This is a genomic window from Flavobacterium aestivum, from assembly GCF_026870175.2.
In the GTDB taxonomy this organism is placed as follows: Bacteria; Bacteroidota; Bacteroidia; order Flavobacteriales; family Flavobacteriaceae; genus Flavobacterium; species Flavobacterium aestivum.
Genome location: NZ_CP113977.2, coordinates 1,948,179 through 1,974,387 on the forward strand (window position 1 = coordinate 1,948,179; position 26,209 = coordinate 1,974,387).

Consider the following 26,209-nt stretch of genomic DNA (forward strand, 5'->3'; position numbering starts at 1 on the left):
GCTGTATTTTAGCAAGTCTTTTTTTTTAATTTCTCCCTAATTTGCATCGTGAAACAGAATACCGTAAAGTATGATTTTTTATGAAAATGATTTTTTTATTTTGTCTATCAGCGATGGTATTCTATCATTAGAATATAGACCTGAAACAACTATTGATCTTATAGCTGCCCAAAGTATTGTTGCAAAGAGAATGCAGGTACAAGAAGATAAAATCTATCCTTTAATTTTAGATATGAGAAACGTAATAGATTCTGACAAGTCAGGCCGTGACCATTTGGCCCAGTACGGTTTTGTTCTTACTAAAGCCACAGCTATCTTGGTCAATCCCGGAGTATCAGCAATCATAGCATCTTTTTATCTCAAAAGATATACATGTGAAGTTCCTGTCCAAGTCTTTACAGAAAAATTAAAGGCTGTAGAATTTTTAAAGACCTTTAAATAATTCATAAAATCTCTGTAGTTATTCTTCAATTTCTATTATATGGAAAGAGAAATAGATCAACAACGAATAAGGAATATATGCCATATGCTCCTGGAAATGTCAGTAGGTAATTTTACGTACTCCATTCCGCGTACCAAGGAGAACGATGATCTTGAAGGATTATTGGTCTTGGTAAATATGTTAGCAGAGGAAATGAAGGAGGTGATCTTCCATAGTGGATACATCAATCCAAAATCTACGTATAAATACCTAATGTCTGCTATTTTTATTCTCGATAGCGAGTTTATCATAAAAAGTTTCAGTCCACAGATACCAAATATGCTTCAATGCAACTATGACCAAATTATCGGCCATAATTATAACAGTGTACTTTCTGAGGAGTCAGAAATGTTATTGGTTGACTATAAAGAAAAACTGCGTTTGGATCCCTTTTATACTACTGCACTACAATTAGTTTATTTCACATCTGAGCAATTGTTGGTTCCTAGTCTTTGTTTTATTTCACCTTTAGTGGGACGTGATGAGATTTTTGTCTGTTCAGTCACAACTTCAATTAAAGAAAATAAAGAGATTTATAAATCCTTCTCAGAGGTACTACAGGAATTTCCTATCAATACAATTCGCTCTACTGAAGCGCAGTTGATTCAGAATGTTTACGATTATATCATTGGACATTTGGATACCTCATTGCCTTCGTTAAGGGAATTATCACAAATTTTTAACATTAATGAATTCAAATTAAAACGCGGGTTTAGGGAATTATTTAAAACAAGTATCTATCAGTTTTATAATGAACAGAGACTTCAAAGCGCTCACCTTTTAATAGAACAAACCTCTTTACCTCTAAAAGAGATAGCATACCGAAGTGGTTTTTCAACCTATGCAAATTTTTCAAAATCTTTTAAGAAAAAATTCGATTATGCTCCTAACGAACTTAAAGCAAGGATTAAAAGTTCACAGAAATAATAAAAGTACCCAACTAATATTAGAAATGGCCTTGGTTGTCCGTTTTTGGCATAAGATTATCCTGAATTGACAAGGGTTAATTATTTGTTTTGTAGAAATTTACATCACAAATCTTCAATTAACCTACAATGAAATTTAGCCTACGTCATAAGTCCATTTTTATAGAAGCTGTTTGTATGCTTTACATTTTACTATTTGTTTATGCCGCAACAAGCAAATTATTTGATTTTGAAAATTTTCAGGTGCAACTGGGACAATCTCCACTCTTAAGCGCCTTTACCGATTGGATTTCTATATTGGTTCCTGCTATTGAATACCTAATTTGTGTACTGATATTGGTTCCTAAACTCCGTCTAGTTGGGCTATTTGCAGCTTATGGATTAATGGGAATGTTTACTGTCTATATTTTTATAATTCTTCACTATACTTCTTTTGTACCGTGTTCGTGCGGAGGTGTTTTAGAAAAACTCAATTGGAATCAACATTTAATTTTCAATATCTTCTTTGTTATCTTAGCTGTATTGGCAATATTTTTTCACTTTTCCAACAATAGAATTACCGGAAATAAACTAAGATTAAGAACAATATTTGCATTATTTTTTGGTATTACTATATGTGTCATTGTATTAGTGATAGCACTATTTCTGATGTCAGAGAATATTATACACTATCATAATAAGTTAACCAGACGATTTCCTCATACCCCGATTCATACATTTGCTAATACTGATCTAAAATTGAATTCCTATTATATTGCTGGAGGAAATAAAGAGCATATATATCTTGGAAATACTACAGCACCATTACTAATTACAGTGTTGAACGATAAATTGGTTCAAATTGAAAAGAAACTAATTGATTTAAATCAAAAAGATTTACCTTTTAAAGGAATGAAAGTCATTGTGCAGGCACCTTATTTTTTTGCTATTGACGGCACGGTACCTTGCGTATATCGAGGCAGTGTTAAGGACTGGAAAGCTAAATTAATAAAAAAAGGAGGAGAATATTTTACAACAGCAGAAGCCATTGATTCTACAGCAATAGCAGTATGTACCTATAGTTCGAAAAATGGAGAAGGTGTACTGGGTGTCATTCATTTTAATGACAATGCCAAGACGATTTTAAATCCTGAAATTTTGCAAAAACAATTTGATGGTGTTTTTGATACCGACGGACAACTACTATATAGTAACGGTTTAAAAAGAATCATCTATCTGTACGCTTATCGCAACCAATTTACTGTTGCTGATACTAGTTTAAAAATTGACTTCAGAGGAAATACAATTGACACAATTTCTCATGCCAAATTAAGCATCGTTAAAGTTAAGAGCCATCATCAGAGAAAGTTTTCCAAACCTCCATTATTTGTAAATAAAAATAGTACAGCTTATAACAATTTGCTCTTTGTGAATTCCGCTATTCCAGGGAGATATGAAGAGGATCAAATGTGGAAAGAAGCAAGTATTATTGATGTATATGATTTATCCAAAAACAGTTACCTGTTTAGCTTTTGTATCTATAATATTGATGGAAAGAAACTGAAAAGTTTTTTTGTTCAAAATGATAAATTATATGCCCTTATCGGTAATCATATCATTGAGTATAATCTAGACAAAAGGATTACCTCCAATTATAAATAATAAGTTACAAAAATCTATTTGGCCAAAATAGCAGGGACTAGATCGAAAACCTGTAAAAAAGAGTAGATCAATAACCATAAATTCCTATTATTATGAAAACTAAAATTTTCAAAATCGTTTTGCCAATGGCGGTGGTTGCACTGGGATTGGCTGGTGCTGCTAGCACAAGTGCAATGGATAAAAGCGGAAAACCTGTAGCTATCATGGGCTACAAGCACATCGCTAATCCTAACAGCTGTGTGGCTGTACAAGAATGCTCCAATACAGGAAGTTTTAACTGTACGGCTCCCGATGGTAGCCAGCTTTTTGCGAGACCTGCTTCTACTTGTCTTACACCTCTTAAAAGAGATGTACAATAGTTAAAGTTGTAGCATAAAAGATGTAGCCGCCTAAGCAATTAGGCGGCTATATTTATGAAAGGAATAAAATATTTTAATTATTTAAAATTATTTTTCATCCACTGTTGCTGCTTACCATTTTTAAGGTAATAATCAAACCATTGTCCGATACGCTTGGTAAGGTCCTTTTGGTTTTTTCTTTGTTCTAAATTATGCCCTTCTTCTGGATAAACCAGTAAAGTATGTGTTTTACCTAATCGACGGAGTGCCATATAAAATTCCATACTTTGTAGGGAATGAATGTGTCTGTCATCTTCACCAGTCCATCCCAATAAGGGAGTAGTTACATTGGCAGCCTGCAATACCGGAGAGTTTTTTAAATAGCTTTCTGTATCCTCAAAAAGAGATTTCCCGATACGAAGCTGATCGTGTTCAGCTCGGTAAAAGTCAGGACGTTTAAAAGTGCCTCCAACATACAAATAACTGCTTATAAGATCCGTCCATGCAGCACCAGAAACAGCGGTGGCAAAGCGATCCGTTTGTGTGATAATCAGGTCCGTTTCGTAACCTCCGAAGGAATGGCCATTGAGTCCCACTTTTTTCGGATCAATAGAAGCTTTTTTTAGGACTATATCTACAGCAGCCAGTACACTTTTTTTGGTTGAATCTGCTAAATTGCCTATTTCAAATCCCATATCCGGAAGCAGAACAAAATAGCCCTGCTGGGTAAAATGACTTGTGTTAAAACCATCACTGGAATAAAGACTAGGATTCTCATAATCATTAAAATATTGGAACTGCCGCTCGTAGATATGCACAATCATTGGGTATTTAGTTTCCTTATTATATCCGGCTGGGTAGTATAAAATGCCTTGTAAATTTTTTCCGCAGGCTGTATACTCAATCGCCTCGGCTTTACCCCAATAGAAATGTTGCTGCTGTTTATTGGTCTCTACGATTTGTTTTGGTCGGCCGTCATACATCATAAGCCTCGGTGATAACTCATAACTCTGTTCAATGTACATATACGAATCAACATTCCTAGCTTTGCTGAGCTGGCTTATTTTTTTGTTTTCCCATACCATGTCCGATATTCCGCCGCTTAACGTCCATTTGCTGAAACCTGATGCACCTGTTTTTTTATCTTTTGTTTCCAATATAAAACCGCTGTTCAAATCCAGTGTTGCTTTTTTAGCTTCAATATCATTTAATCGAAATTCGGAAAAATCCTTAATTCGATATGTTTTTTGTATTTCCCTTCCATGAGTCAATCTTTTTTTTACGGAGCCATCCCAAGGAATCTGCCAAAGGTCATACTTATCGTAAAGAATAATTGAACCGTCCGCAGTCCAGCCTCCAATCCCATAAGGACTTGCTTCGACAGGCATGTCCTGATTTTCCTTAAAAAAAGATTCTGACGATTCTAAAGTGATGTGAGTATGTGTATCTTTTTTAATGTCATAGATCCACCAATGACCTTCTTTTGCGTAAGACAAATAGTTACCATCAGTTGACGGAATTGGTATCTGATCAGAGGTATATTGCTCCAGAATGCATTTTCTTTTTCCGGTTTGCAAATCAACAATATACAAATCAAAAGGTCCCTCAAAATTATTTTGTGGCTCATAAGCAATGGGATCATAAATAAGAGCATGGGTATAGTCAGCGGTTAGAAATCCACGAGGCAATTGTCTGTCTGTGATTTGTAAAAATTTATTTTCTTTTAGCGACCAAACCGCCATCTTATCCAGTAGGCTAATCTCTCCAATATATTTCTTATGGTCAAAGAGCAGCCTGTCTTGGGTATTCCATATCTGAACGGCATCGGGGTCAATAGTATGAAGCCTTTCTTCATTTTCTTTAAGCCAGAAAAAAATACGATTTCCATCATCCGATACCATTAGACTATTGTAGAGTTCCGCTGAGATTTTCATATCTAAAGGAAAGCCTTTCTGGCTTATGGGATCAAATTTTCTGAGCCTGTCCTTTTTGATATTGTAATGTAAAAGCAACAGATTGTCTTTTGTATTTTGTAAAAAAGCAATAGTATTGTTTTTCCATATTAAGCTTTGGAAATCAGATTTGCTATCAGAGAGAATCATCTTTTTTATGATTGGATTCTCTAGATTTATAAAGCCGATACTGTGGTTTTCCCCAGATGCCGTGGCGTACACAACTCCAGTATGTTTGGGCTCAAAATACCATTGACTCACATCGGAAATTCGCTCCTGGACTTTACCTGTAGCGTCCTTAATTTCCAGTGTATATTTCTCTTGGGCTTGTTTTATAAGTACAGCCAAAAAATGCTCATTGGATGAAAAAGCAAAATCATACACATTAGGAGTTTTATTAAGGTTCCCAGTGCTTAAATTTTGAAGTAGTAGTGTATCGCGGGCAATACAGGCAAACTCTGATTCCCCATTAAATTCTCCGTCTTTGGCATTTGGAAAATAATAAGTCACATTGTTTTTGGTACTCTTTACAAACAAGGTGTCTTTCTTGGATTCATATAACAGTAAATAACTTGCCCAGTCACCATTATTAGAAAGTTTTCGTGCTACTAGTTTACTCCACAGGGAATATTCTTCTTTGGTCAGGAAACGCTTTTGGTTATCCTGTCCCCACAATTGGGGACAGGTAACTAACCAAAAAATGAAACCGGTAAGACCAGCAACAAAGGGTTTATATGATTTAATAGCCTGCATTTTGTGGAGAAAGATTAGGGTTAAGCAAAAGTTCTGATTCAGGAATTGGCAGCAAACGGTCAGTTGTTCCCCATTGAGGTTTCAAAGGCGATAACATCTGGTCTAGTTTTCCTGTTCTTTTCAAATCAAAGAAACGGTGTCCGAATTCGGTAAAAAATTCAAGACGGCGTTCTTCCAATACAGCCTCAATGATTTCATCCGTTGTGATAGCGGTTGTATCACCAATCCCTGCCAGATTTCGTGTTTTGTTCAAGTCTTCCTTAGCGCCAATTAAATCACCGCTATGAGCACGGGCTTCTGCACGAATTAGGTATTGCTCTGCCATTCTGAGCACAATAGAATATTCCACTGAAGAACCTGTATTGGAAGCTTCCTTGTATTTGTTGGCATGATACCAAGTTGTAGTACCATCCGTAACGCTTTTAAGCCATTGGCCACGACGAAGGTCATTACTGCTGAAGGCTCCAAGAAGTCCCGCACTAATAGCCAGTGATGGCGGTGGTCCCTGAGTGAAAATAAAAGTTCCCCCTTCGTAGGTATTGGCTCCCGTAACGGCTGGCATCAGCTGCCAAACAGTAGAAAGGCTCTCTTTGCCAAATACTCCGTCAAGTCCTGTTGGCCATATATACAATCCCGATTGGTTCAAAACAGCTGAAGCCGCATTAGAAGCTTCATCCCACTGTTGCAGATACAGGCATATCCTTGCCAGCATAGCCTGTGCTGCCCATTTGTTGGGACGTACGCGCTCGTTTCCGATATACTCAGCAGGAAGTAAGGCTGCTGCCTGCTGCATATCCGTTTTAATCTGGATATAAACCTCAGTTTCGGACATGCGATGTACCACACTATTTTGCCTGTAGTCAGTAGTGGTGATATAGGGAACCGGACCAAAAGTATTGACCAGATAAAAATGTATTAACGCTCTCACAAAAAGTGCTTCCCCCGTTAATTGGGACTTATCAACAGCTGAAAGCCCAGTTGATTTTGCTACGCCTTCCACCACAGCATTGGCAGCATAAATCTGATTGTAACTACTGTTCCATAACTCGCTCATTTCTGAATCAGAAGCCAGTAATGCATTATTGTAAAAATTAGCCTGACCGGTACCCGAAAGACCATAAAACTTCAATTCATCGGCGTATAAACCCAGTTGGCTCGAAAGCCCCGACGGATAACCTGTAAGGAGTCCATGATCCCTGATTTTGGAATAGATATCAACCATAGCCGCATTAGCTGTGGCTCTATTTTCAAATACATCGGTAGCAGTTAACTGTGAAGAGGGCAGATCCACGTCCGTAAAATTATCACAGGCCGTCAAAAGACCCGATACCATCCCCATTAAAAGCAATAAGGAGATTACGTGTATAAGTTTTTTCTGCTGGCTCCAATGGTATAAGCAGAAAGGATTATATTTTTTCATGATATGATTCTTTAAGATTAAAAAGTAAGTTGGATACAGGTGGTATAAACACGCAGAGGCGGTAAATACCCCGAGGATCGAAATTCCGGATCAATCCCTTTATAAGAAGTGATCGTGAATATGTTCTGGCCTTGCAGGCTCAGTTTACAGGTAAGCTTCTTTGTCCAGTTGTGCGGCAAATCGAAAGAAAGCGAAACGTTTTTTAAACGGATATACGAGGCATCGCTGATGGCGGCATCACTTTGGGAAAAGCGCGTACTGGCAGCTCTCAGAGTTGCATTACTATCACTATAGGCTTGGTAAGGACCTGCATCGCCCGGATTTTGCCAATGCTGGATTACCCCAGCGGGTTGATTAACCATGGTACCAGGCATTGATGTTCTGTAGTTTTCATTAAAATTCAACTGCTTGACAAATTGGAAAAGAAAATCCAGCTGTACATTACCATAGCGGAATTGGTTTTGCAATCCTCCGTAGTATTTCGGGCTCAGGTCTTTGATTGTCTTTTTATCATCAGCGGCTGAAAGAATGCCATCACTATTGACATCTTCAAATTGATAAACGCCAGTATTGGCATCCAGTCCGGTGTAATGATACACCTTAACGATATTCACAGGCTGCCCGATAACGTATTGGTTTTTATAGGACGAGGCTTCGAGTCCCGGAAAAGACAACAGTTTATTTTTAGTGCTTGTTAGGTTAAAGTTTGTGGTCCAGCTGAAGTTCTTTTGTTTGATATTCACGGTTTTTAGACTCACCTCCAGTCCGCTGTTTTGTACCTCTGCATCCAGATTAGCCTGCAAGGAGCTAAATCCAGTGGTACCCGGAAGAGGAATACCCACCAATTGATTGGAAGAGCGGTTTTGGAACCAAGCCACGGTAGAAAATATGCGGTCGTTTAGGAATCCTGTCTCCAGTGCCAGTTCTAATTTTCTATTGGTTTCCCAGCCAAAATCAGGATTAAAAAGCCTTGTGGGCTGTATCCCGCCAATGCCCTGATAGGTATAACCCGAAGTACTATAGGTATCTAAATACTGATAATCCCCAATTTGGTCGTTACCGCTGGTTCCATAGCTGGCACGTAATTTCCCAAAGCTGAAAAAGGGCATCTTTTCTTTTATGAAATCTTCTTCACCAAATACCCATGCTGCACCGATAGCGCCAAAGGTGGCGAACTGCCTGCCGGGTCCAAAACGGCTTGATCCATCACGTCTGCCAGTCAGATTCAGAAGGTATTTGCTGTGCCAGTTGAGGTTAACCCTTCCAAAAAAGGCTTGGTATTTGTATACGGTTTCATCACTGTTTAAAATCAAATAGAATGCCGCAGAAGCAGGATTTTCCATCAGGCTGTTACTGGCAAAGCCTTCTGATACACTGACCAATTGATTGCCTTTTTGCTTTTGGAAAGTGCTTCCCGCCAAAACTTCAATTTTTCCTTTGCCTATGGTATGGTTCCAGCCCAATTGTGGCTCTATAATCCATGAACTACGGCCCAAGGTATTTGTAAATACGGAAGAAACTTCACTGCCGAGTCCATAAGCCGGATTGTATATCGTGGAGGGCAATAGATTAAGTTGTTCCTGTCTGAGATCAGTATAGCCTAAACTGGCTTTCGCGATAAATCCTAAACCCAGCTCATATGACAACAATGTATTGGCTAAAAAGTCATAAGTTTCTCCTTTTATTCCTCCCTGCAATTTAGCCAGTGGGTTATCGAAAGTGTTATTCTCCCAATTCAGGTTGCCAGAAGCATCATATAATGTCGGAGCATTGGGTACCAAAGTAAGCGCATCACGTGTAAGGTCAATAGAGGGCAGGGTATTGAACTGCGCGGTATACCCCGTGGTAAAGTTGATTTTGAATTTTTTATTTTCTGATTCGTGGTTAACACTTAGATGTCCATTGGCTTTGATATAGTCAAAATCTCCGCGAAAGACTGTAGTTTCCTTATTGTAATTTCCACTCAGAAGGAATTGGGTTTGCGCCGAACCTCCGGATAGTGAAGACTGAACATTGGTATAAGTCGCGGTACCCCCAATAATTTCTTTCTGCCAGTCTGTATTTCGGGTTTGATCCCAAGTGCCATTGACATCATAAGCATCTGCTGGATAAGTTGTAACACCATCATTGACAAAGGCTTCTCTTCGCATAGCGAGATACACAGGAGTTTTCATCAGATTCATAAAGTGGACAACCTGACCAAATCCATTAGAATAGGTGGTGGTAAATGCTGTTTTGCCTTCTTTCCCTTTTTTAGTGGTAATCAGTACCACACCATTGGCTCCACGTGAGCCATAAATTGCAGTGGCATCTGCATCTTTCAGTACTTCAATGTTGGCAATATCTCCGGGGTTGATACTGTTAAACGGATTGTTCTGACCCGGTATGTTGCCCGAAGTATAGCCGCTGCCGATATCCTGTGAGGAATAAGGAACACCGTCAATAATATATAAAGGATTGTTGCCGTCCAAACGAAGGCTGTTCTGTCCGCGGATTTCGATATTAAAGCCACCGCCGGGCATTCCTGTATTTTGCGTGATGTTCACTCCAGCCATGCGTCCTTGCATAGTAGCCAATACATTGTTGACTGGTTGTTTTTCTATTTCCTTGGAGGTGATTTTTGCAATGCTTCCCGTACGTTCTTTTTCCTTGACGGAATAATAACCAGCGTTTACGGTTACTTCCCTGAGCGTGGTGGTGTCATCCATCATTTTGACATCTATATTCTTGTGGTTTCCCACAAGAATTTCAATTGTTTTATATCCCAGATAGGAAAAAATCAGAACATCGTTTGTTTGTGCCTTGATAGAATATTTCCCATCGAAGTCAGAAACTACGGAGGTTGTAGTCCCTTTTAATTTTATAGTGACACCTGACAAAGGTGTAGTTCCATCAGTAATGGTTCCTGTTATGGTTTGCTGTTGCGAAACGGAAAACTGCAAGGTGTTCCGTGCTAAGGCTGGCGTACAGAAAAGGTAGAAGCTGAAAATGAGCGGATACCAAAGTGCCGCCAACCCTTTATTTAATGAAAAAGTTTTCATAATATTGGGTTAGTTTTATAAGACGTTAGTTTTATTAATTCTGGTCCTTTATACTAGTTTAGCGACATGAGATAGAGGGCCTTTTTTTTGTCTAGTTTCAATTAGGAAGCATACTGAAACCATGACTAATTTTGCATTTTTTTAAAGCCTGCAACTGTAGAATGACTAACTCAAAATGAAAATAGGATAGCGCAGGCATTAAATAGGGCTTTAATCTTTTTTACTTCATTGGCAATCAAGTTTATGGGTTAGGTAATAACTAATTGCGAGACTATGAAATAATGAAGTGTGCTAAGAATAAAGCTGAAAAAATCTGGAATAGAGTCAAAAAAAATGGCATGGAACTCAGCTTACTGCTCTTGAGGTACTGGTATACCCATGCAACAATAAGTGAGCCCACGCCATAAAGCGTGAGCATCTTAACTTATCATCTCGTTGCAAAAATTACCAGTTTTCAAGAGCGAGATTCAAAGCGAATGCTTCAAATATTTTATATGAAGAATCGCAAAAATACAATCCAAATATTGGATTATAAGCAAATATAAAAAATATTTTTGATTTGGGGATATACCCCCAAAAGATTTATTTCAAATAGTACCAACTTGTCTTTCAAATTTTGAATATTTATGAGTACTACAATTGAAGAGTTTTTAAAAGAATTTGGTAAGAGTGTAAAAAGTGAAAGAGAAGCGCGAAAATTCACATTAGAAGATATGGAGTTTCACACAGGAATTGACACTAGTGATTTTAATAAAATAGAGTTAGGTAAAACAAATATTACTTTTAGAACTTTTTTGAAGGTAGCGCAAGGGCTCGAAATCCACCCGAAAGAATTATTAAATTTCGATTTAAAAAATATAGATACTCATAAATAAGATGCCAGTCAGCATCTTATTTTTTTATAACTTTTTTGCTAATGAGGAAAGCCGTAAAGAAATTTTAAAAAACTTTTAATTAATGAATATAAATCATAAAATTGTTCTAATTAAAGTTTATTTTTTGGAGCAAAAGAATTTTGTAAAATGTTGTTTTAATAAATTCATTTTGAATAAAAAAACATTTTATAATCCAGAAAGTCATGTGGGTGATTTACCAATAAGAGTTTTACAGCACAATATAACTTATTGGCTGGAAATAGTCTCTCCGGAATTTTATAAAACATTATTAAATGAAATTCAAAATAATGGTTTACAAAGAGGAATAAAATATCATATTGATAAACAAAAAATCCTGCACGTTGCGAGCGTTAATGCTGCAAGTATAAGTTCCGCAAGGCAAATTAGCACTTATGAAACTTTTAATTCCTACCTATGGTGCATTTGTTATGCCCTGCTTGTCACATTTGATGAAATTATTCAAAAGCCACATTTAAAAGGAAATTACACTGGTTTAATAGATAAAAAAAATAAACAAGTAAACGCCGCTATCGCTGTGTTTAAGTATGGTATGTCCTTAAGGGATAATTATAGCGATTGGGATAAATCAATACCAAACCCTGAAGAATTTGATTGTAAATATACTTACTACGTCGAAAGAGCTAATTCTTTATTTACTTCCGCTATGTTTTTTATATTGAGTCATGAAGTTGGACATAATTATTTTAATCATGTAACATATAATCCGGCCACGGCGGCCCAATCACTTCAGGAAGAATTGGATGCAGACAATTTTGCATTAGAACAAGTTTTAAGTTGCCAAAATAAAGACTTAATTCCTACATTAAAACATGGAGCAGTAGCTGGTATGTGTGCATTATTATTTCTAAGTCCAAAACTTTATAAAGGAGGTACATACCCGGATGCTGATAATAGAATTAGAAATGTTATGGAAAAGCTTAATTTAAAGGATTTAGATTTACAATGGGGTATGGCATCATTAGCATTTAGATTATGGGGCAATTATTTTAAAATTGACTTTGAAACATCAAAAACTTCTGAAAACTATAGCGAGATGTTTTATGAAATCCTTTCAGAAATGAATAAAATAAAAAAAACATAATTTAATAGAGTGAGTTCTTTATGCTCTAAGCTATTTGAAGGATTGAAGAAATAAGCGAAAAATGAAAAAGAAAATTAATATTGAATTATATAAAGAAATATACGCTGAAGAACTTAAAACAAAAATCTATATTGATTCCCAAGTAGGTCTTCCAATGAATTTAATTGTTATATTAATTGGTGTTGGATTATTCTTATTTCAAAAGCATTATTTAAACCATCATCATACTAGTTTAGATAAATTACTACTAATAAGATCTCTTTTTGCTATATTAGGAGGTATGCTAGCGTTTTCGATTATGTATTTAATGAAAATGTATCTTAATGCATTTTATAAATATCAGTATTTACCTATTTCTTCAGATTTGCAAAAAAAAGAGCTTGAATTTATAAATTCTAATAGATTTGAAACTAAAGAGCTGAAAAATAGAGAAATAGGTAAGGTTCAAATTGGCTTTGATAAATATTTACTAGATTGTTACATTAACACTTCTTCTAACAATAGAGTAATAAATGACGAAAGAATGAAGGCTTTTCATTTATGTAAACTTTTTTTAATGATTTCAATATTTTTGATTGCATTAATTGGATTTTTAATAATCCAAAAATAAATGTTTTTAACGTCTTATACTAAAATCCCCAGATTATATTCTTAACAAGATTAACGCAATTTGCGCATAGCGATTCTATTCGGTTGTGAACTTGCAAGGAAAAGTTACTAATGCTTTAGGGATTAAAATTGATGAGCAAATGGATGATATAGGAAACGACAAAGTTGAATTAAATACAAAACTAATGATGCTTTTGCTTAATCCGGTTGGAAAATTTGAGACAGCAAAAGATTGTAAAATTAAAGAGAGTATCATACAAAGAGATTAGCTTTGACTGAGTGAAAAACTACCTACAGAATTCGATTGTCAAATTAATAGAGCCTATCTTTTTAATGCAAAATGGCCTTTTATAATCCTTCCATCCCCTAAAGCAATTGAATACCAGTAATCAGTTGCCGGTAATAACTGACCATTGAATTTGCCATCCCATCCTTGAGTTGATGGGCTAATTTGTTTGATCAATTTTCCAAAACGATCAAATATATCTATTGTTGTAATAGTACTTAATTTGTTGTTCGCTCCTTTAATATTCCAGTAGTCATTATATCCATCTCCATTCGGTGTGAAAAAACTTGGTATTCCTAACACACTGATTTCTTTTTCTGCAATACCACAACCATTCAAATCTTTCACATAAACTGTATAGATTCCAGCCTCAACATTTGTAAACGTATTGGATGCCTGAAAAGTAACATTATCCAAACTATATACATAATTTCCTAGCCCTGAAACAGTAACTACAATAGAATTATGGTTGGATAAATCCGAAACTTGTACATTCATGATAGTCGCCACGTCTGAAGCAACGACAGTAATCGTTCTCGTTCTCGAACAACCTTGGTTATTGAAAACTTCCACAGTATAAATTCCAGCCGTATTTATGGTTAATGTCGGATTGATTTCTCCAACCAAAATAGTCCCGTTTAATTTCCATACATAGGTATAATATGTCGTAGGTGTACCATTCAGAATCCCTGCATCTAAGGTTTTAGTGATGGTTTGTTCGTTACACACCAATTCATCTCCAATCAAACTAATATTAGGTACTGGCTTTACAACAAAAGGAATTACAAAAGAAGCATTACAGTTTGTATTTATTGGATTAATTACTTCAACCCTTACATTTTGGGTTGCCGTCACAAAAGGATTTGGCAATGGGCTTGGTAATGCATTATTATTCTGATCGTAATATTTCACAATCATGCCTATTTGACCATTGAGAATGATAGATTGAAACGTTGACGTATCAAATGCAAACTGTCCGTTCTGTTGTGCAGGATTAGCTTCATCATCGCAAACAGAAGTTAAACTAGTTGGTAGGGGGGAAGCTTCCGGTAAATCATCGACTATAAATTTGATGATGGTCTGGTAATTGCAGCCGGTTGCTGTATTATTTGTTACTACTGCTTTAATGATTTGAGTAGCAGAAACAAAAGGATTTGGCAACGGGCTTGGTAATGGAACATTATTTTGATCAAAATACGTGACGTTTACATTTGTTAAACCATTGAGTAAATTCGTCTGTATATTGGAAGTATCAAAAGCATATTGTCCGTCCTGATCGTCATCGCAATGTTTTAATTCTTGTGGCAAGACAATAGGAATACGCTCTACATTCAGAGTAATATGCTGTCCTAATCCTAAACAATCATTATTAAGTGCACTATCTACACGAATGTAGATATTTTGTGTGTCGGGATAACCAATATTTCGATAATTGGAAGTATCCGTAATCGCATTATTTTCAGCCAAAGCATCAGCCAGGTTTCTATAATAGGTAATAATCAATTGCTGTCCAGCCGGAAAAATATTTTGTATCTGAGTTGTAACACTGCTAAAATCGAATGAAGTAATACCATCAGTATTCGTTCCTAAAACTGCATCATCACATTGCGTAAATGTTCTAGTAAAATTCGGCGGAATTTGTGTGGTAGAAACAATTAGGTTCAATTGGGCGATACGATAACAGCCATTGACATTGCTCACTTTTACAAAAATCACATCATTACTCACAATTTGATTGGTATAGGCTGTAAAATTTGAAATTGGATTGACATTGTTTTGAGCGTTTGAAAGCGTTTTAAAATAAGTAAACGTTTCATTGGCATAATTAGTGGAAATCTTGCTGTTGGCTTCCGTAAGATTGAAAACACTAAAACCATCGATATTATCATCGCATTGTTTCAAATCGACAATCACTGTTATAACCGGCAATGAAAAAACCTGAATCCCAAACGAAGTAGTTGCCATGCAACTAGCATTCGCATTATTAATCACTTTGGCGTAAATCGTTTCTATAGAATTGGTATTCGAATAATTAGCTGGCGTGAGTATTTGGTTTGTTAAAGCCGCATCACGATAATACGTAATGGAAAATTGCGCCGCCGATTGACCGTTCAAAATAGCGACCGCTCTTTGGGTCAAATCAAAAATAACACGTCCGTCATTATCAGTACCAACTGTTGTATTGTCACAAGTAGTTAAAGCAGGAATATTTGCCTGAGTATTAGGTTTTGGCGAATCAAAGACACCAATAGCAAATGTTGTTGTCGCTTTACAATCTCCATTAGCATTGTTAGACACTTCCACAATGATGGTTTGCGACTGATAGGCCGTAGCATTTGTATAATTTACAGGAGTGGCAATGGCTACATTGTTATTGTAATCATTAGTATTGGCAAAATATCTAATCGTGTACTGACTTGAAGTCTGACCGTTTAGGATCGACGCATTTTGCGTGGTCAGATCAAAAGCATATAAGCCGTCATTATTGTTATCGCATATTTTAAGATCTTGTGGCTGTGTTGCTGTTGGGACTTCCGAAACGATAATATCACGGGTTTTGGTATTCATCCCGTTGGGGCTTGTTGCTGTGACTGTAACAGTATAAGTTCCAGCTGTACTGTAAGTGTGATTGGCGATAATATTATTACTTGTAGGTGTACTGTCTCCAAAATCCCATGTAGCACTTATTACCGTTTGGTTCGTATTTAATGCAAATTGAGTGTTTTGTCCTACACAAGCATTATCAAATTGAATAGTTGGGTTGAAAAAAAAAGATTGATTAAAAGAAGGCAGGCCTCCCTCACTAATTTTCCCTCCTAAGTCTATCGAATTTAGCTGAAAATTACAGCCTAATCCAACAATGTCAGGGTTATTAATCACACTTAATTTAGTTTGATTATATATTGCCAAGTAAATCTTTCCATCAGGACCCAATTGCAATTGACCTGGAAATAAAGTTCCGTTATATAATTCCAATTTAGAGGCAGATATATTGGAGGCTAACAAATCAAATTGATAAACCTTATGAAAAGCATTTGTAATGTACAAAACTGATTCATTTGGAGAAAATTGGGCTCCATATAATTCCCAAGGCTCTGATAATAATGTTTGAGCATTAGATACTAATCCTGTATTATTATTAAAATCGAAAAGTTGGACAAAATCTGTAACACTTGTTAAAACTAGTTTAGAACCGCTTGGTGCTATTTTAATATTTGCAGCAGCATCGAATCCTGAACCTGAAACAACCTGACCTACATTAGAAATTACTGGTGTTAGATTTAATCCTGCTGAAGTTAGTGAATATGTTCTAAATTCATTAGTATTAAAACCATGTATTACAATCAGAAAATCAATACCATTAGCGTGCTTTGTCACTCCCAAACCTTCTAATGTCGGAGTATAAATAGGTATGTTTTTATCTGAAGTAATTGCCCCCAGACCTCCATCTAAAGTTAGGTCGATGATAGAATACCTTAATCCGTTAGCATGCCCTTCATAATCTACTGTGAAAACATAAAATAATGTGGAAGAGCCTGGTTTAGGGACTATAGTTGCTGATTGTTCTGTTGAGCTATGCCCCATCAATCCAGTTCCGTTGAGCATAATCTGATGGTTTTTGTTGTACACTGTAACGCCATCGGTGTAAAACAATAACTGTCCTGCAGCATTTGATAATGTAGCACAACCTTCATCTGTATTCAATTGGCCATTTGTTAATGCAACCGGACTGCCACTGTTAAAATCCAATCCGGCATGATTCCCGAAATACCAGATATTAGCTTCCCCTTGGGAGAAAGCCGTTAATGATACTAAAAGAAATAGGAATCCTAATTTAAATTTCATTTTTGAAAGAATATAACCACAAAACTATGCAATATATCGTGAAATTAAATTTATTTCGTCAATATTAAAGCTTTGGCTCCATCTCCTACAATGCTGCCAAAATAAATCACATTATCATATTCAATTTTCATGGTTGTGGGCGTCAAATAAATAATTCTGCCGTTGTCAAAATCTTCAAAGCAACTTTTTATGGTAATCCCATTAAGGTAAAAGTCGATACAGTCTGTAGTTCCCTCATCGCAGTCACTAAAAAATCGATGTTTTGTAATTTTACGATACGTAAAAATATCTGCATAATCTCGCTTACCTGAGCAAGAAGAAACATAAGGATCAGTGGTTCCGTTTGGCCTTACAATACTGGTATAATACCATCTACCCGCTATGTTAGTGTAATTAGGTGTTAATTGTTGTTCTACAGGATTTGATACATTGTTATCATCATTTTTGCTACAAGAAAGCAGGGATAATGTAAGTGTTACTATAATAATTACTTTTTTCATTAAATTTTTGTTTATTTTTCTTTTCAGCAGAATATATGTAATAGCTTAAGCAATCAATCAATAATCTGGAATCATTTAATTATCTATTTTTTATAAAAATACCTCCATCTGTTTCCTTCTTTAATACTATCCAGTGTATTTAACTCAGGATATTTATAATAATTAGGAAGCTTTAGCTCATTTGGTCCTTTTTTAAAATTTAATTGATTAGTAATGATTGTACCATTTACTATTGCTTTATGTATTGAATTATATTTTTTAATGTCAAATTCAATGAAAAGTCCTGAATTTAAATTCTCCATAAAAAACAATCCATTATTTTTATTTAAGAAATAGTAACAACTGGAACCATGATTATTTTTAGGTTGATAAAAATATTTGTCAACAACTATGAAAGATCCATTTAAATCTAAACGTTTTGTGTCGATTTTTTTCAAAAGAACATTGTTTAAGAAGATATTATTATTGTTTAATTTTAGTGAGTCAATACTACCATCTATCTTATTTAAATTATAAATAAAAAATTTAGAATTGTCTTTGGTTACAATTTTCATTTTTATTTCATTTTTATCAATCCCTTTATTTTGCAAATTATAAGTTCTTGAATGTATTCTATATTCTTTAAAATTCTCTTTTTCTTTTTGTTTACAAGAAAAAATTAATATAATTGAAATTAGAGTTAGTACGTTTTTCATAATTTATTTTATTTAATTCCTAAAATATTTAATGCACTTTGTAAACCCGAAATATAATAACTTGAATTACCTTGATAAAAGGAGAAACCAAATTGATCTGCAAAAGAATAAGCAAAAACTTCATCTAATGCCATTGTTTTAGTCCAATTATTGCGCATCAAGCTATAATTTTTTGCCATTAAGCCTGTATATCTACTGTAACAATGTCCTAATTCGTGAACAATGGTTCCGGCTAAGTATTTATAAGATTGAAATGAATTTCTATAAACAATTGTAAACATATCTTTAGATCCAGTGTAATATTCTCCACTGCAATTAGCTGACGTTGTTGTATATGCATCTTGACCACTTTCAGGGGAGCATCCGCCTGCATTACTTACAAAGTTATCATCATATGTGAATCTTGAGTTACCTGAATTATGATGCATATTATTTAGTGTAGGTGTACTCATTATATCATCAATTGTCTCTTGGCCAGTTGGGGCGGGGTCATTAATATTACCGTATTTAGCTCTTAATTCTTTATTAATTTTACGTACTAATCTCTTATTTGGATCACTATGCATAAAATGATTTAACCCACTCACCACCAATCCTGTAACAGCACCTTGCCAAAAATTACCACCTGTCAATGCTGCAGCTGCACCTCCGCTAATGGTCCCAAAAACAATCATGCTAGCACCACTGTTTCCAGCAATACCTCCAAATCCTGAACCTGCTATTGAATTGCCATCCGTGTCATAACTGCTTCCACCGGCCCACATACTGCTGGCAATACTACTAATACTTCCAGAAGCAAAACCATTCCAGAAATTACTTCCTGTAATGGAGTACATACTTCCTTGAAATAATCCATGTGCCAATGCCTCGACTCCGGCCCTAACCCAAAAATTGCCTATGGTTGACGTAGCGGAACCAATACCATAAGTCACTGCACCACTCACAGATCCCACCACCACATTATAAGCCAATCCCGGAAAAGTAATAGCCGTATGATTAATTGCACAAGAAGTCAAATAACTTATTACAGCAATTGTCGCAGCTGCAACCGCAGCTCCAAGCATTGTAAATTCTTCACCTGATCTATCATTATATTTTAACGGATTGTTTAAACAGTACGAATATCGGTTAAAATTTTGCGTATTATACTGATCTTGTACATAATTATCCGGTTGTAAAAAACGGTGCAATTTAGGATCATACAAACGTCCGTTCATGTGAACAAGCCCCACACCCTCTAAATGCTGGTGTCCTGTATAACCTCTATCAAAAAACGTAAGTTTATTCAGATTATTGCCTGCGCCATCCTGTACTTTGGCAATAGCGCCCCAAGGATCGAACAATCGTTTTTCAATTACAGCTCCTGCAGCATTGGTAACAGCCATTATACTTCCCTGATAGTCACGGTGCAGGTAAAAATAATTTTGCGTTGTACCGTCACTTTTAACCAACATAGGTGCAGAATATGCATCACCTCCTATATAAGTAATAAACTCCACACTTGTAGGTGTAGTGGTGTTTCCTGCAGCAAAAGTAGCTTTTATTTCCATAGTACCGTCACCGCTATAATATTGACGATAAGGCCTGGTTAGTTTATCAGTATTGGTATTGCCATAATACATGATATTGCGTTGTTGCATAGCATTGTAACCAAAGCTTATTTTATCCACTCCTTGATCTTCAATTTGAAGAGGTGCTTTAAAAACATTGTAACTGATGGTTTGCAATGGTTTTGCACCATAATAAGTATTAGCATCCGCTGTTGTTAATACGGAAGTATTCTGATATGGACTTGCTGCATTAGTATATTGGTATTGCCCTAAAGCATTATTCGTTATTTTACCTCTATCGTCATATGTTTGACTGTAAACAGGTAAAGCATCTATTTTTAAATTATCAATATAGAATGTTGTATTAGGCGGTGTTGATCCTCCTCCATTAGAGCCTAAAGGACTTTCTTCGTCCACTACAAATTTTAGAGTAAATTTAGGATTGGAAACAAAATTACTCGCTGTATAAGTAGCATCAAAAGCACCATTATTTACGGTTCCAAATGGGATTTCTACATAATTAGAAGCATCTAACGGATCAGTTTCAACCATAACCGCATCAACAATTACACCAGTAGTTCCTGTTTTATTTGTTATATCTGCTTTTACACGTAATTTATTACCCGGAGTTATAGTAAAAGTAGTTAACGGTTTTTTTGCCGCTACAAAGGTGTTCTTTAAGATTACTTTCATAGTTCCGGTAACATTGGTTACCGATCCTTCAGTAGCAGTCCCAGTGAAAGTAAAGCCTTCAGTAGTCGTATTAAAAGGCAAAGTCAATACATTTTGAGAATTCCCTTCCCATGCAACCAATCGGTCTAAACTATCGTAAGTGAAATTTTCCTTAACATCAAACATACTGTTGTAACGACTCATCAGATTACCCAATACAGGTTCAAAAACATTGTCTAAAGTCATTACATTAGTACTACTCAAAAGATGCTTGTTTTGCGAGACATAACCATACGCATCATACGTATTGGTAATTTCTATTCCATTCCCCAATGAAGCTCCTGTAAGCTGCCCTCTAGCATTAACGGTATTGGCTTGCCATTTCATTACGGTACCATCTTGCATTTGCCATTCAGCGCCATTCTTATAAACGTGAGTAATGGTTTTGCTACTTGATTTACTGTGGGCAGAAGCTGTTAATTTTTCGGTATTTACCCTTCCAAACACATCAAAAGTAAGTTCTTTTGTAAAAGTCGCATAAGGCAATGTTTCAATCGTTTTATTAAGCTGCTTGGTAGTAGCATCATAACTGTAATCATAAGTACTGTTTCCGTCAACTGGATTGGTTACGGCAATTTTGGTTACCCATTTGTTCGTAACATCATAAGTATAAACACTAGTGATGTTGGTATTCGTACTATTCACGTCGACATTAGTAGTTCCAGGCGAATAAGCCAAAACCGTTTTTTTCGAAACTTTCCCAACTGCGTCTATATCATAAGTCGTTATTCCTTTAGGTGTGCTTTCAGATATCGTTTCACCAAAAGCATTATACAAATAATCGTAAGTGCCTGCTGAAGAATCGATTAATTTCTTTTTTCTTCCCCAGTTGTCATATTGCATCTCAATAGTAACTCCTGCATAATCAGAGATTAACAAATTACCTCTTGCATCGTATTTATAAGTAATAGTTCCTCCCGGACTATCCGTTGCAGAGATAACCAGACCATTTGCATTATTGGTTTTTTCCTTAACCATTGTCCCATCATTTACATTAACAGTCAGGCCAGTATAAGTAGTATTGATTACTTTTCCTGTAAACGCTGTCGTTTTTATTGGTCTGGAATAATCATCATATTCGTAAGTGGTCCATTGTGTTGGTGATCCGGTTGAAAAATAAGGTTCACTATCTCTTATTTTTTTACCTAAATAATCATACTCTGTATTAACATACACCCAATCCCCATTCACATTTTTACTTCCTTTTCTGATTATTCTGGCCAAAGCATCACTGTCAACAATACTACTGCTACCATCATCACCTGTCTGTGTTGTAGTATAAATATTATTAGCTCTAGCATAAGTATAATTCACACTTTTCCCTAAAAAGTCAGTAACTTTGGTTCTTTTACCCCAAGTGTCATAAACACTTGTCGTGACTTGTCCAAAAGGATTTTGTTGTGTTAAAACAACCCCATACAAACTATCATAAGTCAAATTGGTTGTTACCAATAATTCAGGGTCTGTAATAGTTTTGACAAAACGGTTTGTAGTATCATATGTATAAGAAGTACTTCGGTCAGAAGCAGCTGCCGACCCAGTAAATCCTGTAGCGCTAATCGTCTTCTTTTGCAGTAATCCGTTAGGGAAATAATCAAATTTTTCAATTAATGTTTCTGTAGAACCATTGGCAGTCTTCTCTGTTCTGGTTACATTCCCATTTGTGTAAAAATATTTTTCTTTACTGGTTTTAATATCAGAACTTCCAACAGTATTCACATAGACCGTTGATGTTGTATTTACTTCGTTTGGACGACCTATATAATAACCACTGCCTGTACCTGACGTAACATTGTCATAACTCGTCACTGTTGTAGTACTGCCTTGCAATGTTGTCCCTAATAGATTATTCATCGTTACGCTTAATGGCAACAGATAATCTGTGGAATACGAATTATAGACTTTTTGTGAAACAACATTGGTCAAATAATCCGTAGCCGTTTGCGTGTTAAGTAAAATATAATACGGGAAAGTATTGGCTGGCGATTCGGTATATGTATTCTCTGTTTTACTCAATAAACCGGAAGTATAACCCGTCTCAAAAGCAAAATTGGAACTGTTTAGCAATTGATTCCAAGTTCTTACAATTGCTCCTCTTTGTGTGGGTTTGGTTTCTACAAGACTCCATATCCTTTTATCTGAATCGTTCTTAAACCAGCTGCTTCGTGCTGATCCCTTAAAACCAAGAGCTCCAATACCGTTAAGGTTGAATGACAATCCACGGTATTTAAAATCCTGCTTTTTAACTACACCTAATGACGTGTTTTTTAATTGGGATACCAGTTTATTAGAAGACAATTGCTTTAATTCAACTAGAGGATATTCTAACTCATCTCCTGAGGAATAAAAACCATTCAATGTTCCATAACCATTTGTACCATCTGAAGGAACCATATCACTATAAGTGATATCATCTACAATAGCACCGCCTGACTGAGTTACCTTAGTTATAAGGTTATCTTGTGAATAATCTTTTTTGAAATCTACATAAGTTACTGTTTTATCATAAGAAGTTCCGGTATGATAACGAATGATTAATAAATCACTATCCATGCCCGGAAATTTAAGACTACTTCCTAAGGCTATTGGTCGTGAGTTATCGTCATTATCGTGAGTAGAAGGAGAGGTATAGTCATAGGTAAAACCTCCATTATAACCAATAGTATTGATATAAGTAGCCACCGTCCAAGAAGTATCCAAATCTTTTGGATCCCAAAAAGGGTGGTATTGCCAAACGTTTGTCCAAACCCTTACCAGATCAGACTTTCCATCTTTATTAACATCCATGGCAAAATAACTGCTCGTCTGTACTTGCGTTGCATAATCGCTACCTGTACTTGGTCTGTAAGGAGCAATGTTAAAGGATTCTTTCGCAAAATAAACCCCTCCAGCCGGATTCGGATTGCTGTAATAAATATGCCACGTACTGCATGTATCACAACCGTTACCATCTGCATCTGGCAGCATAATATCGGGTTTCCCATCTCCATTATAATCCCCAAAAAGCATTTGCTTTGTCGGAGAATAAGCATCTATTGTGCCCTGACCAATAATTTCCATTTCAACCCAAGGAGAGACTGTTAATTGTTTAAAAGACACTATCTTATAAGAACCATTATTATTAACAACGAAAACATCAGCCTTTCCGTCAGAATTCATATCCATCACAATACGTTTATCTCCATCTAAATATAAATTAGGATTGCCCAAACTGCAATTACCACTAGTATTAATGGTATTGGAAACGTTCGGATTTAAGTCAATTAAACGCACTTCTTTATATCCTGGTTCAATAACATGAGTTAAAACACAAGGATTTGGATCTGGATTGCCTGTTTTTCCCCCTGTAGCAGCTTCACCATAAAAATCATATTCATTGCGTGCTAAAATTAGCACCTCCGACAATCCATCTCCATTAAAATCACCTTCCAAGTATTGATTAGAGTATTTTACCGTAGGTGATGGTGATGGTGTAGTTTGTGGTTGGAATTCACATCCATATACATAGTTACTTGCATTATCAAACGGGATATTCTTAGTGTAATCCAATACTACTGCATTTGAATTGTTAAGATTATGAACCTTAAATGCAATATTCGTTATTGTTTCGTCTGCATAAACTATAGATTGCTTTTGATTTACTTTATTATTTGATAAAGTAATGGCCGTCATTTTTTGTCGGGTCGGGCTTGAAAAAGGCAAACTGCAAACATTTCCAGCCGTGCCTTGAAACAATTTCGTATAAACTTGATTGTTCGATATAAAATCTACATTTCCATCACCATCAAAATCTCCCGACATTTCAGGAGGGGTTGTTGGATCCAAATAATTAGTAAATGCTGTTACATTTTCAGTAACATCGTTTGGAGTTGTATTATAATTAAATTGAATAGGGTTAGCTCCCTCCCCAGCACCATTAAATTCCTGTAGTTGACTAACACGTTGATATCCTAATCCATCGGCAACATGAGTCAACTGGTATTTTCTAAAAAGTAAGTTATTGGTAAATACTTCTACCTTATCCAAAATCTCCACTTTCTCTATCTTTACTCCTTTAATATATGCTGATTCTTTTTGGGCAGCCAATTTATAAGTGAAAACTATTTTGTTAAGAGCTGTTGGATTGGTTGTGGTATTACCGCTAAAATCAATTTGTGTAATACATAAACTTTTAGAATAGGGCTTTGTGTAATTATAATTGATAAAATTACCATTAGTATCTTCATATCGTACAATGTAATAGGCTGTAAGATCACTAGCAGCTGCACCAGCATAATTACCATACCATGCTCTAGAGCCATCAGGAGAAGTGACAATAAAATACATTGTCGACCCGCTGCCTTTTAATTCCACTTTTGTATTGCTCTGCACTTCCGTTTCATATTGCGAACCGTCAGACCAATAGGCTCCAGTGTTCGGTTTTAGCAACAAACGCTGGCCATCAAGTGCTAATTTATCATCGGCGTCAAAATCTACTCCGTCTCTAAATCCATCAATATCTTTACGTGTTGATATACGGGCGATATTGGTAATACTATTAATATTCCAACCTTGTCCTGCAATGCCTCCATTCTGTCCACTGGTATAGACTAAATTGATGATAGGTCCAACATCTTTAATGCTTGGTGGCAATGCAATTGGTAACGTATAGGTAGCTTGTCCTGAACTGGATATATCTAGTTTACCTTGAGTATCGTGGAAATTTTGTGAAAAAAGTGCATTAGTCACTAATGTAACTATAAGTAATAGGCGTAGTTTCATGGATTTACTGCTTAATAATTTTAATAGTCTTTTCATCTCCTTTACTATATGTCAATTCTAAAATATAGACCCCATTTGGGTATTCAAGAAAAGGCACTGTTTGCTTATCAACTGTATTTAAATGTTCATAAGACTTTAGTAATGAACCATTCAAATTATAGATCCTGATGCTTGATATTGAATTAACATTTGAAATCTCCCACTTTAAAAAAAGTTCTTCTTTTACAGGATTAGGGTAATAGGAAAAATTATCTTCTGGTAAAAATTTCTGTAAATCCTCTTCTTTCAAATCTGCTATCTCTTTTGGAGCTATATTTGAATTTTTAGCTAAACAGTTTAGACACCATTCTCTTGATGTTTGATTCCCAGCTCCATCATACTCGAAATGGATTTTTTGTTGTTGCTGAGCATTAGAAATACAGCTCACTAGAAAAAATAGTAGAGTAATAATTTTATTCATTCTGATTTGGGGTTTAATTCGACCGCAAAAGTAGAGTTTAGTGTAAAATTTAAGTAAGGTTTTTCCTCATCATTTGTTAAATTTATCTAATTTGAGAAATGATAAGATGCTGTTTGTAGGTGTTTTAGTACAATTATGCAAAGAATTTCTAGTGAATCCTTCAACTATTATTTTCTACTGATTATTCTATTGGTAATAATAGAATAGGAGAAGAGTAAAC

The 26,209-nt window shown here is 35.7% G+C and carries 16 protein-coding genes; 8 read left to right on the plus strand and 8 right to left on the minus strand.

All coding sequences use genetic code 11. The features are described 5' to 3' along the window. Positions 1-70 precede the first annotated feature (70 nt). The 4 genes from OZP08_RS08455 to OZP08_RS08470 all read left to right on the plus strand — a co-directional run bounded on the left by OZP08_RS08455 (position 71) and on the right by OZP08_RS08470 (position 3,407). Positions 71-442, plus strand: a complete 372-nt coding sequence (locus tag OZP08_RS08455; RefSeq protein ID WP_281323472.1) for a DUF7793 family protein — start codon at positions 71-73, stop codon at positions 440-442. A gap of 96 nt (positions 443-538) precedes the next feature. Further along, positions 539-1,408, plus strand: coding sequence for a helix-turn-helix domain-containing protein (locus OZP08_RS08460; RefSeq protein ID WP_268849186.1), 870 nt, complete (start codon positions 539-541; stop codon positions 1,406-1,408). Between the two features lie 128 nt (positions 1,409-1,536). Continuing rightward, on the plus strand, positions 1,537-3,048 hold the full coding sequence (locus tag OZP08_RS08465) for a MauE/DoxX family redox-associated membrane protein (RefSeq protein WP_268849187.1): 1,512 nt from the start codon (positions 1,537-1,539) through the stop codon (positions 3,046-3,048). 92 nt (positions 3,049-3,140) lie between these two features. After that, positions 3,141-3,407: a DUF6520 family protein gene (locus OZP08_RS08470; protein WP_268849188.1), complete on the plus strand. Its 267-nt coding sequence runs from the start codon at positions 3,141-3,143 to the stop codon at positions 3,405-3,407. Between the two features lie 77 nt (positions 3,408-3,484). Here OZP08_RS08470 and OZP08_RS08475 read toward each other — a convergent pair whose 3' ends face one another. The 3 genes from OZP08_RS08475 to OZP08_RS08485 are packed head-to-tail and all read right to left on the minus strand — an operon-like array spanning position 3,485 to position 10,552. Next, a complete protein-coding gene (locus tag OZP08_RS08475; RefSeq protein ID WP_281323473.1) occupies positions 3,485-6,091 on the minus strand; it encodes a S9 family peptidase in 2,607 nt (868 codons plus the stop codon). Beyond that, positions 6,078-7,511: a RagB/SusD family nutrient uptake outer membrane protein gene (locus tag OZP08_RS08480; protein ID WP_349293470.1), complete on the minus strand. Its 1,434-nt coding sequence runs from the start codon at positions 7,509-7,511 to the stop codon at positions 6,078-6,080. Before OZP08_RS08480 ends, OZP08_RS08475 begins: the two co-directional genes overlap by 14 nt. A gap of 17 nt (positions 7,512-7,528) precedes the next feature. After that, a complete protein-coding gene (locus OZP08_RS08485; RefSeq protein ID WP_281323474.1) occupies positions 7,529-10,552 on the minus strand; it encodes a SusC/RagA family TonB-linked outer membrane protein in 3,024 nt (1,007 codons plus the stop codon). Positions 10,553-11,178: 626 nt separating this feature from the next. Between OZP08_RS08485 and OZP08_RS08490 the strand changes: the two genes are divergently transcribed. The 4 genes from OZP08_RS08490 to OZP08_RS08505 all read left to right on the plus strand — a co-directional run bounded on the left by OZP08_RS08490 (position 11,179) and on the right by OZP08_RS08505 (position 13,428). Next, the gene (locus OZP08_RS08490) at positions 11,179-11,427 is read left to right on the plus strand and encodes a helix-turn-helix domain-containing protein (RefSeq protein ID WP_268849192.1); all 249 of its coding nucleotides are present in this window, start codon (positions 11,179-11,181) and stop codon (positions 11,425-11,427) included. 82 nt (positions 11,428-11,509) lie between these two features. Then, positions 11,510-12,550, plus strand: a complete 1,041-nt coding sequence (locus tag OZP08_RS08495) for a phage exclusion protein Lit family protein (RefSeq protein ID WP_281323475.1) — start codon at positions 11,510-11,512, stop codon at positions 12,548-12,550. A gap of 61 nt (positions 12,551-12,611) precedes the next feature. Beyond that, entirely contained in the window at positions 12,612-13,160 is a 549-nt protein-coding gene (locus OZP08_RS08500) for a hypothetical protein (protein WP_281323476.1), read from the plus strand. 139 nt (positions 13,161-13,299) lie between these two features. After that, entirely contained in the window at positions 13,300-13,428 is a 129-nt protein-coding gene (locus tag OZP08_RS08505) for a hypothetical protein (RefSeq protein WP_281323477.1), read from the plus strand. A 53-nt stretch (positions 13,429-13,481) separates the two neighbouring features. Here the strand turns inward: OZP08_RS08505 and OZP08_RS08510 are convergent, their stop codons facing one another. The 5 genes from OZP08_RS08510 to OZP08_RS08530 all read right to left on the minus strand — a co-directional run bounded on the left by OZP08_RS08510 (position 13,482) and on the right by OZP08_RS08530 (position 25,989). Beyond that, positions 13,482-17,291, minus strand: coding sequence for a T9SS type B sorting domain-containing protein (locus OZP08_RS08510; RefSeq protein ID WP_281323478.1), 3,810 nt, complete (start codon positions 17,289-17,291; stop codon positions 13,482-13,484). A 50-nt stretch (positions 17,292-17,341) separates the two neighbouring features. Further along, positions 17,342-17,791: a hypothetical protein gene (locus tag OZP08_RS08515; protein WP_268849200.1), complete on the minus strand. Its 450-nt coding sequence runs from the start codon at positions 17,789-17,791 to the stop codon at positions 17,342-17,344. 83 nt (positions 17,792-17,874) lie between these two features. Then, positions 17,875-18,486 carry a hypothetical protein gene (locus tag OZP08_RS08520; RefSeq protein ID WP_281323479.1) on the minus strand — a complete coding sequence of 204 codons (612 nt, stop codon included), beginning with the start codon at positions 18,484-18,486 and terminating at the stop codon, positions 17,875-17,877. Between the two features lie 8 nt (positions 18,487-18,494). Then, on the minus strand, positions 18,495-25,565 hold the full coding sequence (locus OZP08_RS08525; protein ID WP_281323480.1) for an RHS repeat-associated core domain-containing protein: 7,071 nt from the start codon (positions 25,563-25,565) through the stop codon (positions 18,495-18,497). Next, positions 25,534-25,989: a T9SS type A sorting domain-containing protein gene (locus OZP08_RS08530; protein WP_281323481.1), complete on the minus strand. Its 456-nt coding sequence runs from the start codon at positions 25,987-25,989 to the stop codon at positions 25,534-25,536. The genes OZP08_RS08525 and OZP08_RS08530 overlap by 32 nt, the downstream gene beginning before the upstream one ends. Positions 25,990-26,209 lie beyond the last annotated feature (220 nt).

What these genes read in the sequence shown, in the direction of transcription:
- OZP08_RS08505 (WP_281323477.1), top strand. Translation starts at nt 13,300, where the DNA reads ATGGATGATATAGGAAACGACAAAGTTGAATTAAATACAAAACTAATG.
- OZP08_RS08500 (WP_281323476.1), top strand. Translation starts at nt 12,612, where the DNA reads ATGAAAAAGAAAATTAATATTGAATTATATAAAGAAATATACGCTGAA.
- OZP08_RS08530 (WP_281323481.1), bottom strand. Translation starts at nt 25,989, where the DNA reads ATGAATAAAATTATTACTCTACTATTTTTTCTAGTGAGCTGTATTTCT.
- OZP08_RS08470 (WP_268849188.1), top strand. Translation starts at nt 3,141, where the DNA reads ATGAAAACTAAAATTTTCAAAATCGTTTTGCCAATGGCGGTGGTTGCA.
- OZP08_RS08475 (WP_281323473.1), bottom strand. Translation starts at nt 6,091, where the DNA reads ATGCAGGCTATTAAATCATATAAACCCTTTGTTGCTGGTCTTACCGGT.
- OZP08_RS08520 (WP_281323479.1), bottom strand. Translation starts at nt 18,486, where the DNA reads ATGAAAAACGTACTAACTCTAATTTCAATTATATTAATTTTTTCTTGT.
- OZP08_RS08525 (WP_281323480.1), bottom strand. Translation starts at nt 25,565, where the DNA reads ATGAAAAGACTATTAAAATTATTAAGCAGTAAATCCATGAAACTACGC.
- OZP08_RS08460 (WP_268849186.1), top strand. Translation starts at nt 539, where the DNA reads ATGTCAGTAGGTAATTTTACGTACTCCATTCCGCGTACCAAGGAGAAC.
- OZP08_RS08480 (WP_349293470.1), bottom strand. Translation starts at nt 7,511, where the DNA reads ATGAAAAAATATAATCCTTTCTGCTTATACCATTGGAGCCAGCAGAAA.
- OZP08_RS08495 (WP_281323475.1), top strand. Translation starts at nt 11,510, where the DNA reads ATGAATATAAATCATAAAATTGTTCTAATTAAAGTTTATTTTTTGGAG.
- OZP08_RS08510 (WP_281323478.1), bottom strand. Translation starts at nt 17,291, where the DNA reads ATGAAATTTAAATTAGGATTCCTATTTCTTTTAGTATCATTAACGGCT.
- OZP08_RS08465 (WP_268849187.1), top strand. Translation starts at nt 1,537, where the DNA reads ATGAAATTTAGCCTACGTCATAAGTCCATTTTTATAGAAGCTGTTTGT.
- OZP08_RS08485 (WP_281323474.1), bottom strand. Translation starts at nt 10,552, where the DNA reads ATGAAAACTTTTTCATTAAATAAAGGGTTGGCGGCACTTTGGTATCCG.
- OZP08_RS08490 (WP_268849192.1), top strand. Translation starts at nt 11,179, where the DNA reads ATGAGTACTACAATTGAAGAGTTTTTAAAAGAATTTGGTAAGAGTGTA.
- OZP08_RS08455 (WP_281323472.1), top strand. Translation starts at nt 71, where the DNA reads ATGATTTTTTATGAAAATGATTTTTTTATTTTGTCTATCAGCGATGGT.
- OZP08_RS08515 (WP_268849200.1), bottom strand. Translation starts at nt 17,791, where the DNA reads ATGAAAAAAGTAATTATTATAGTAACACTTACATTATCCCTGCTTTCT.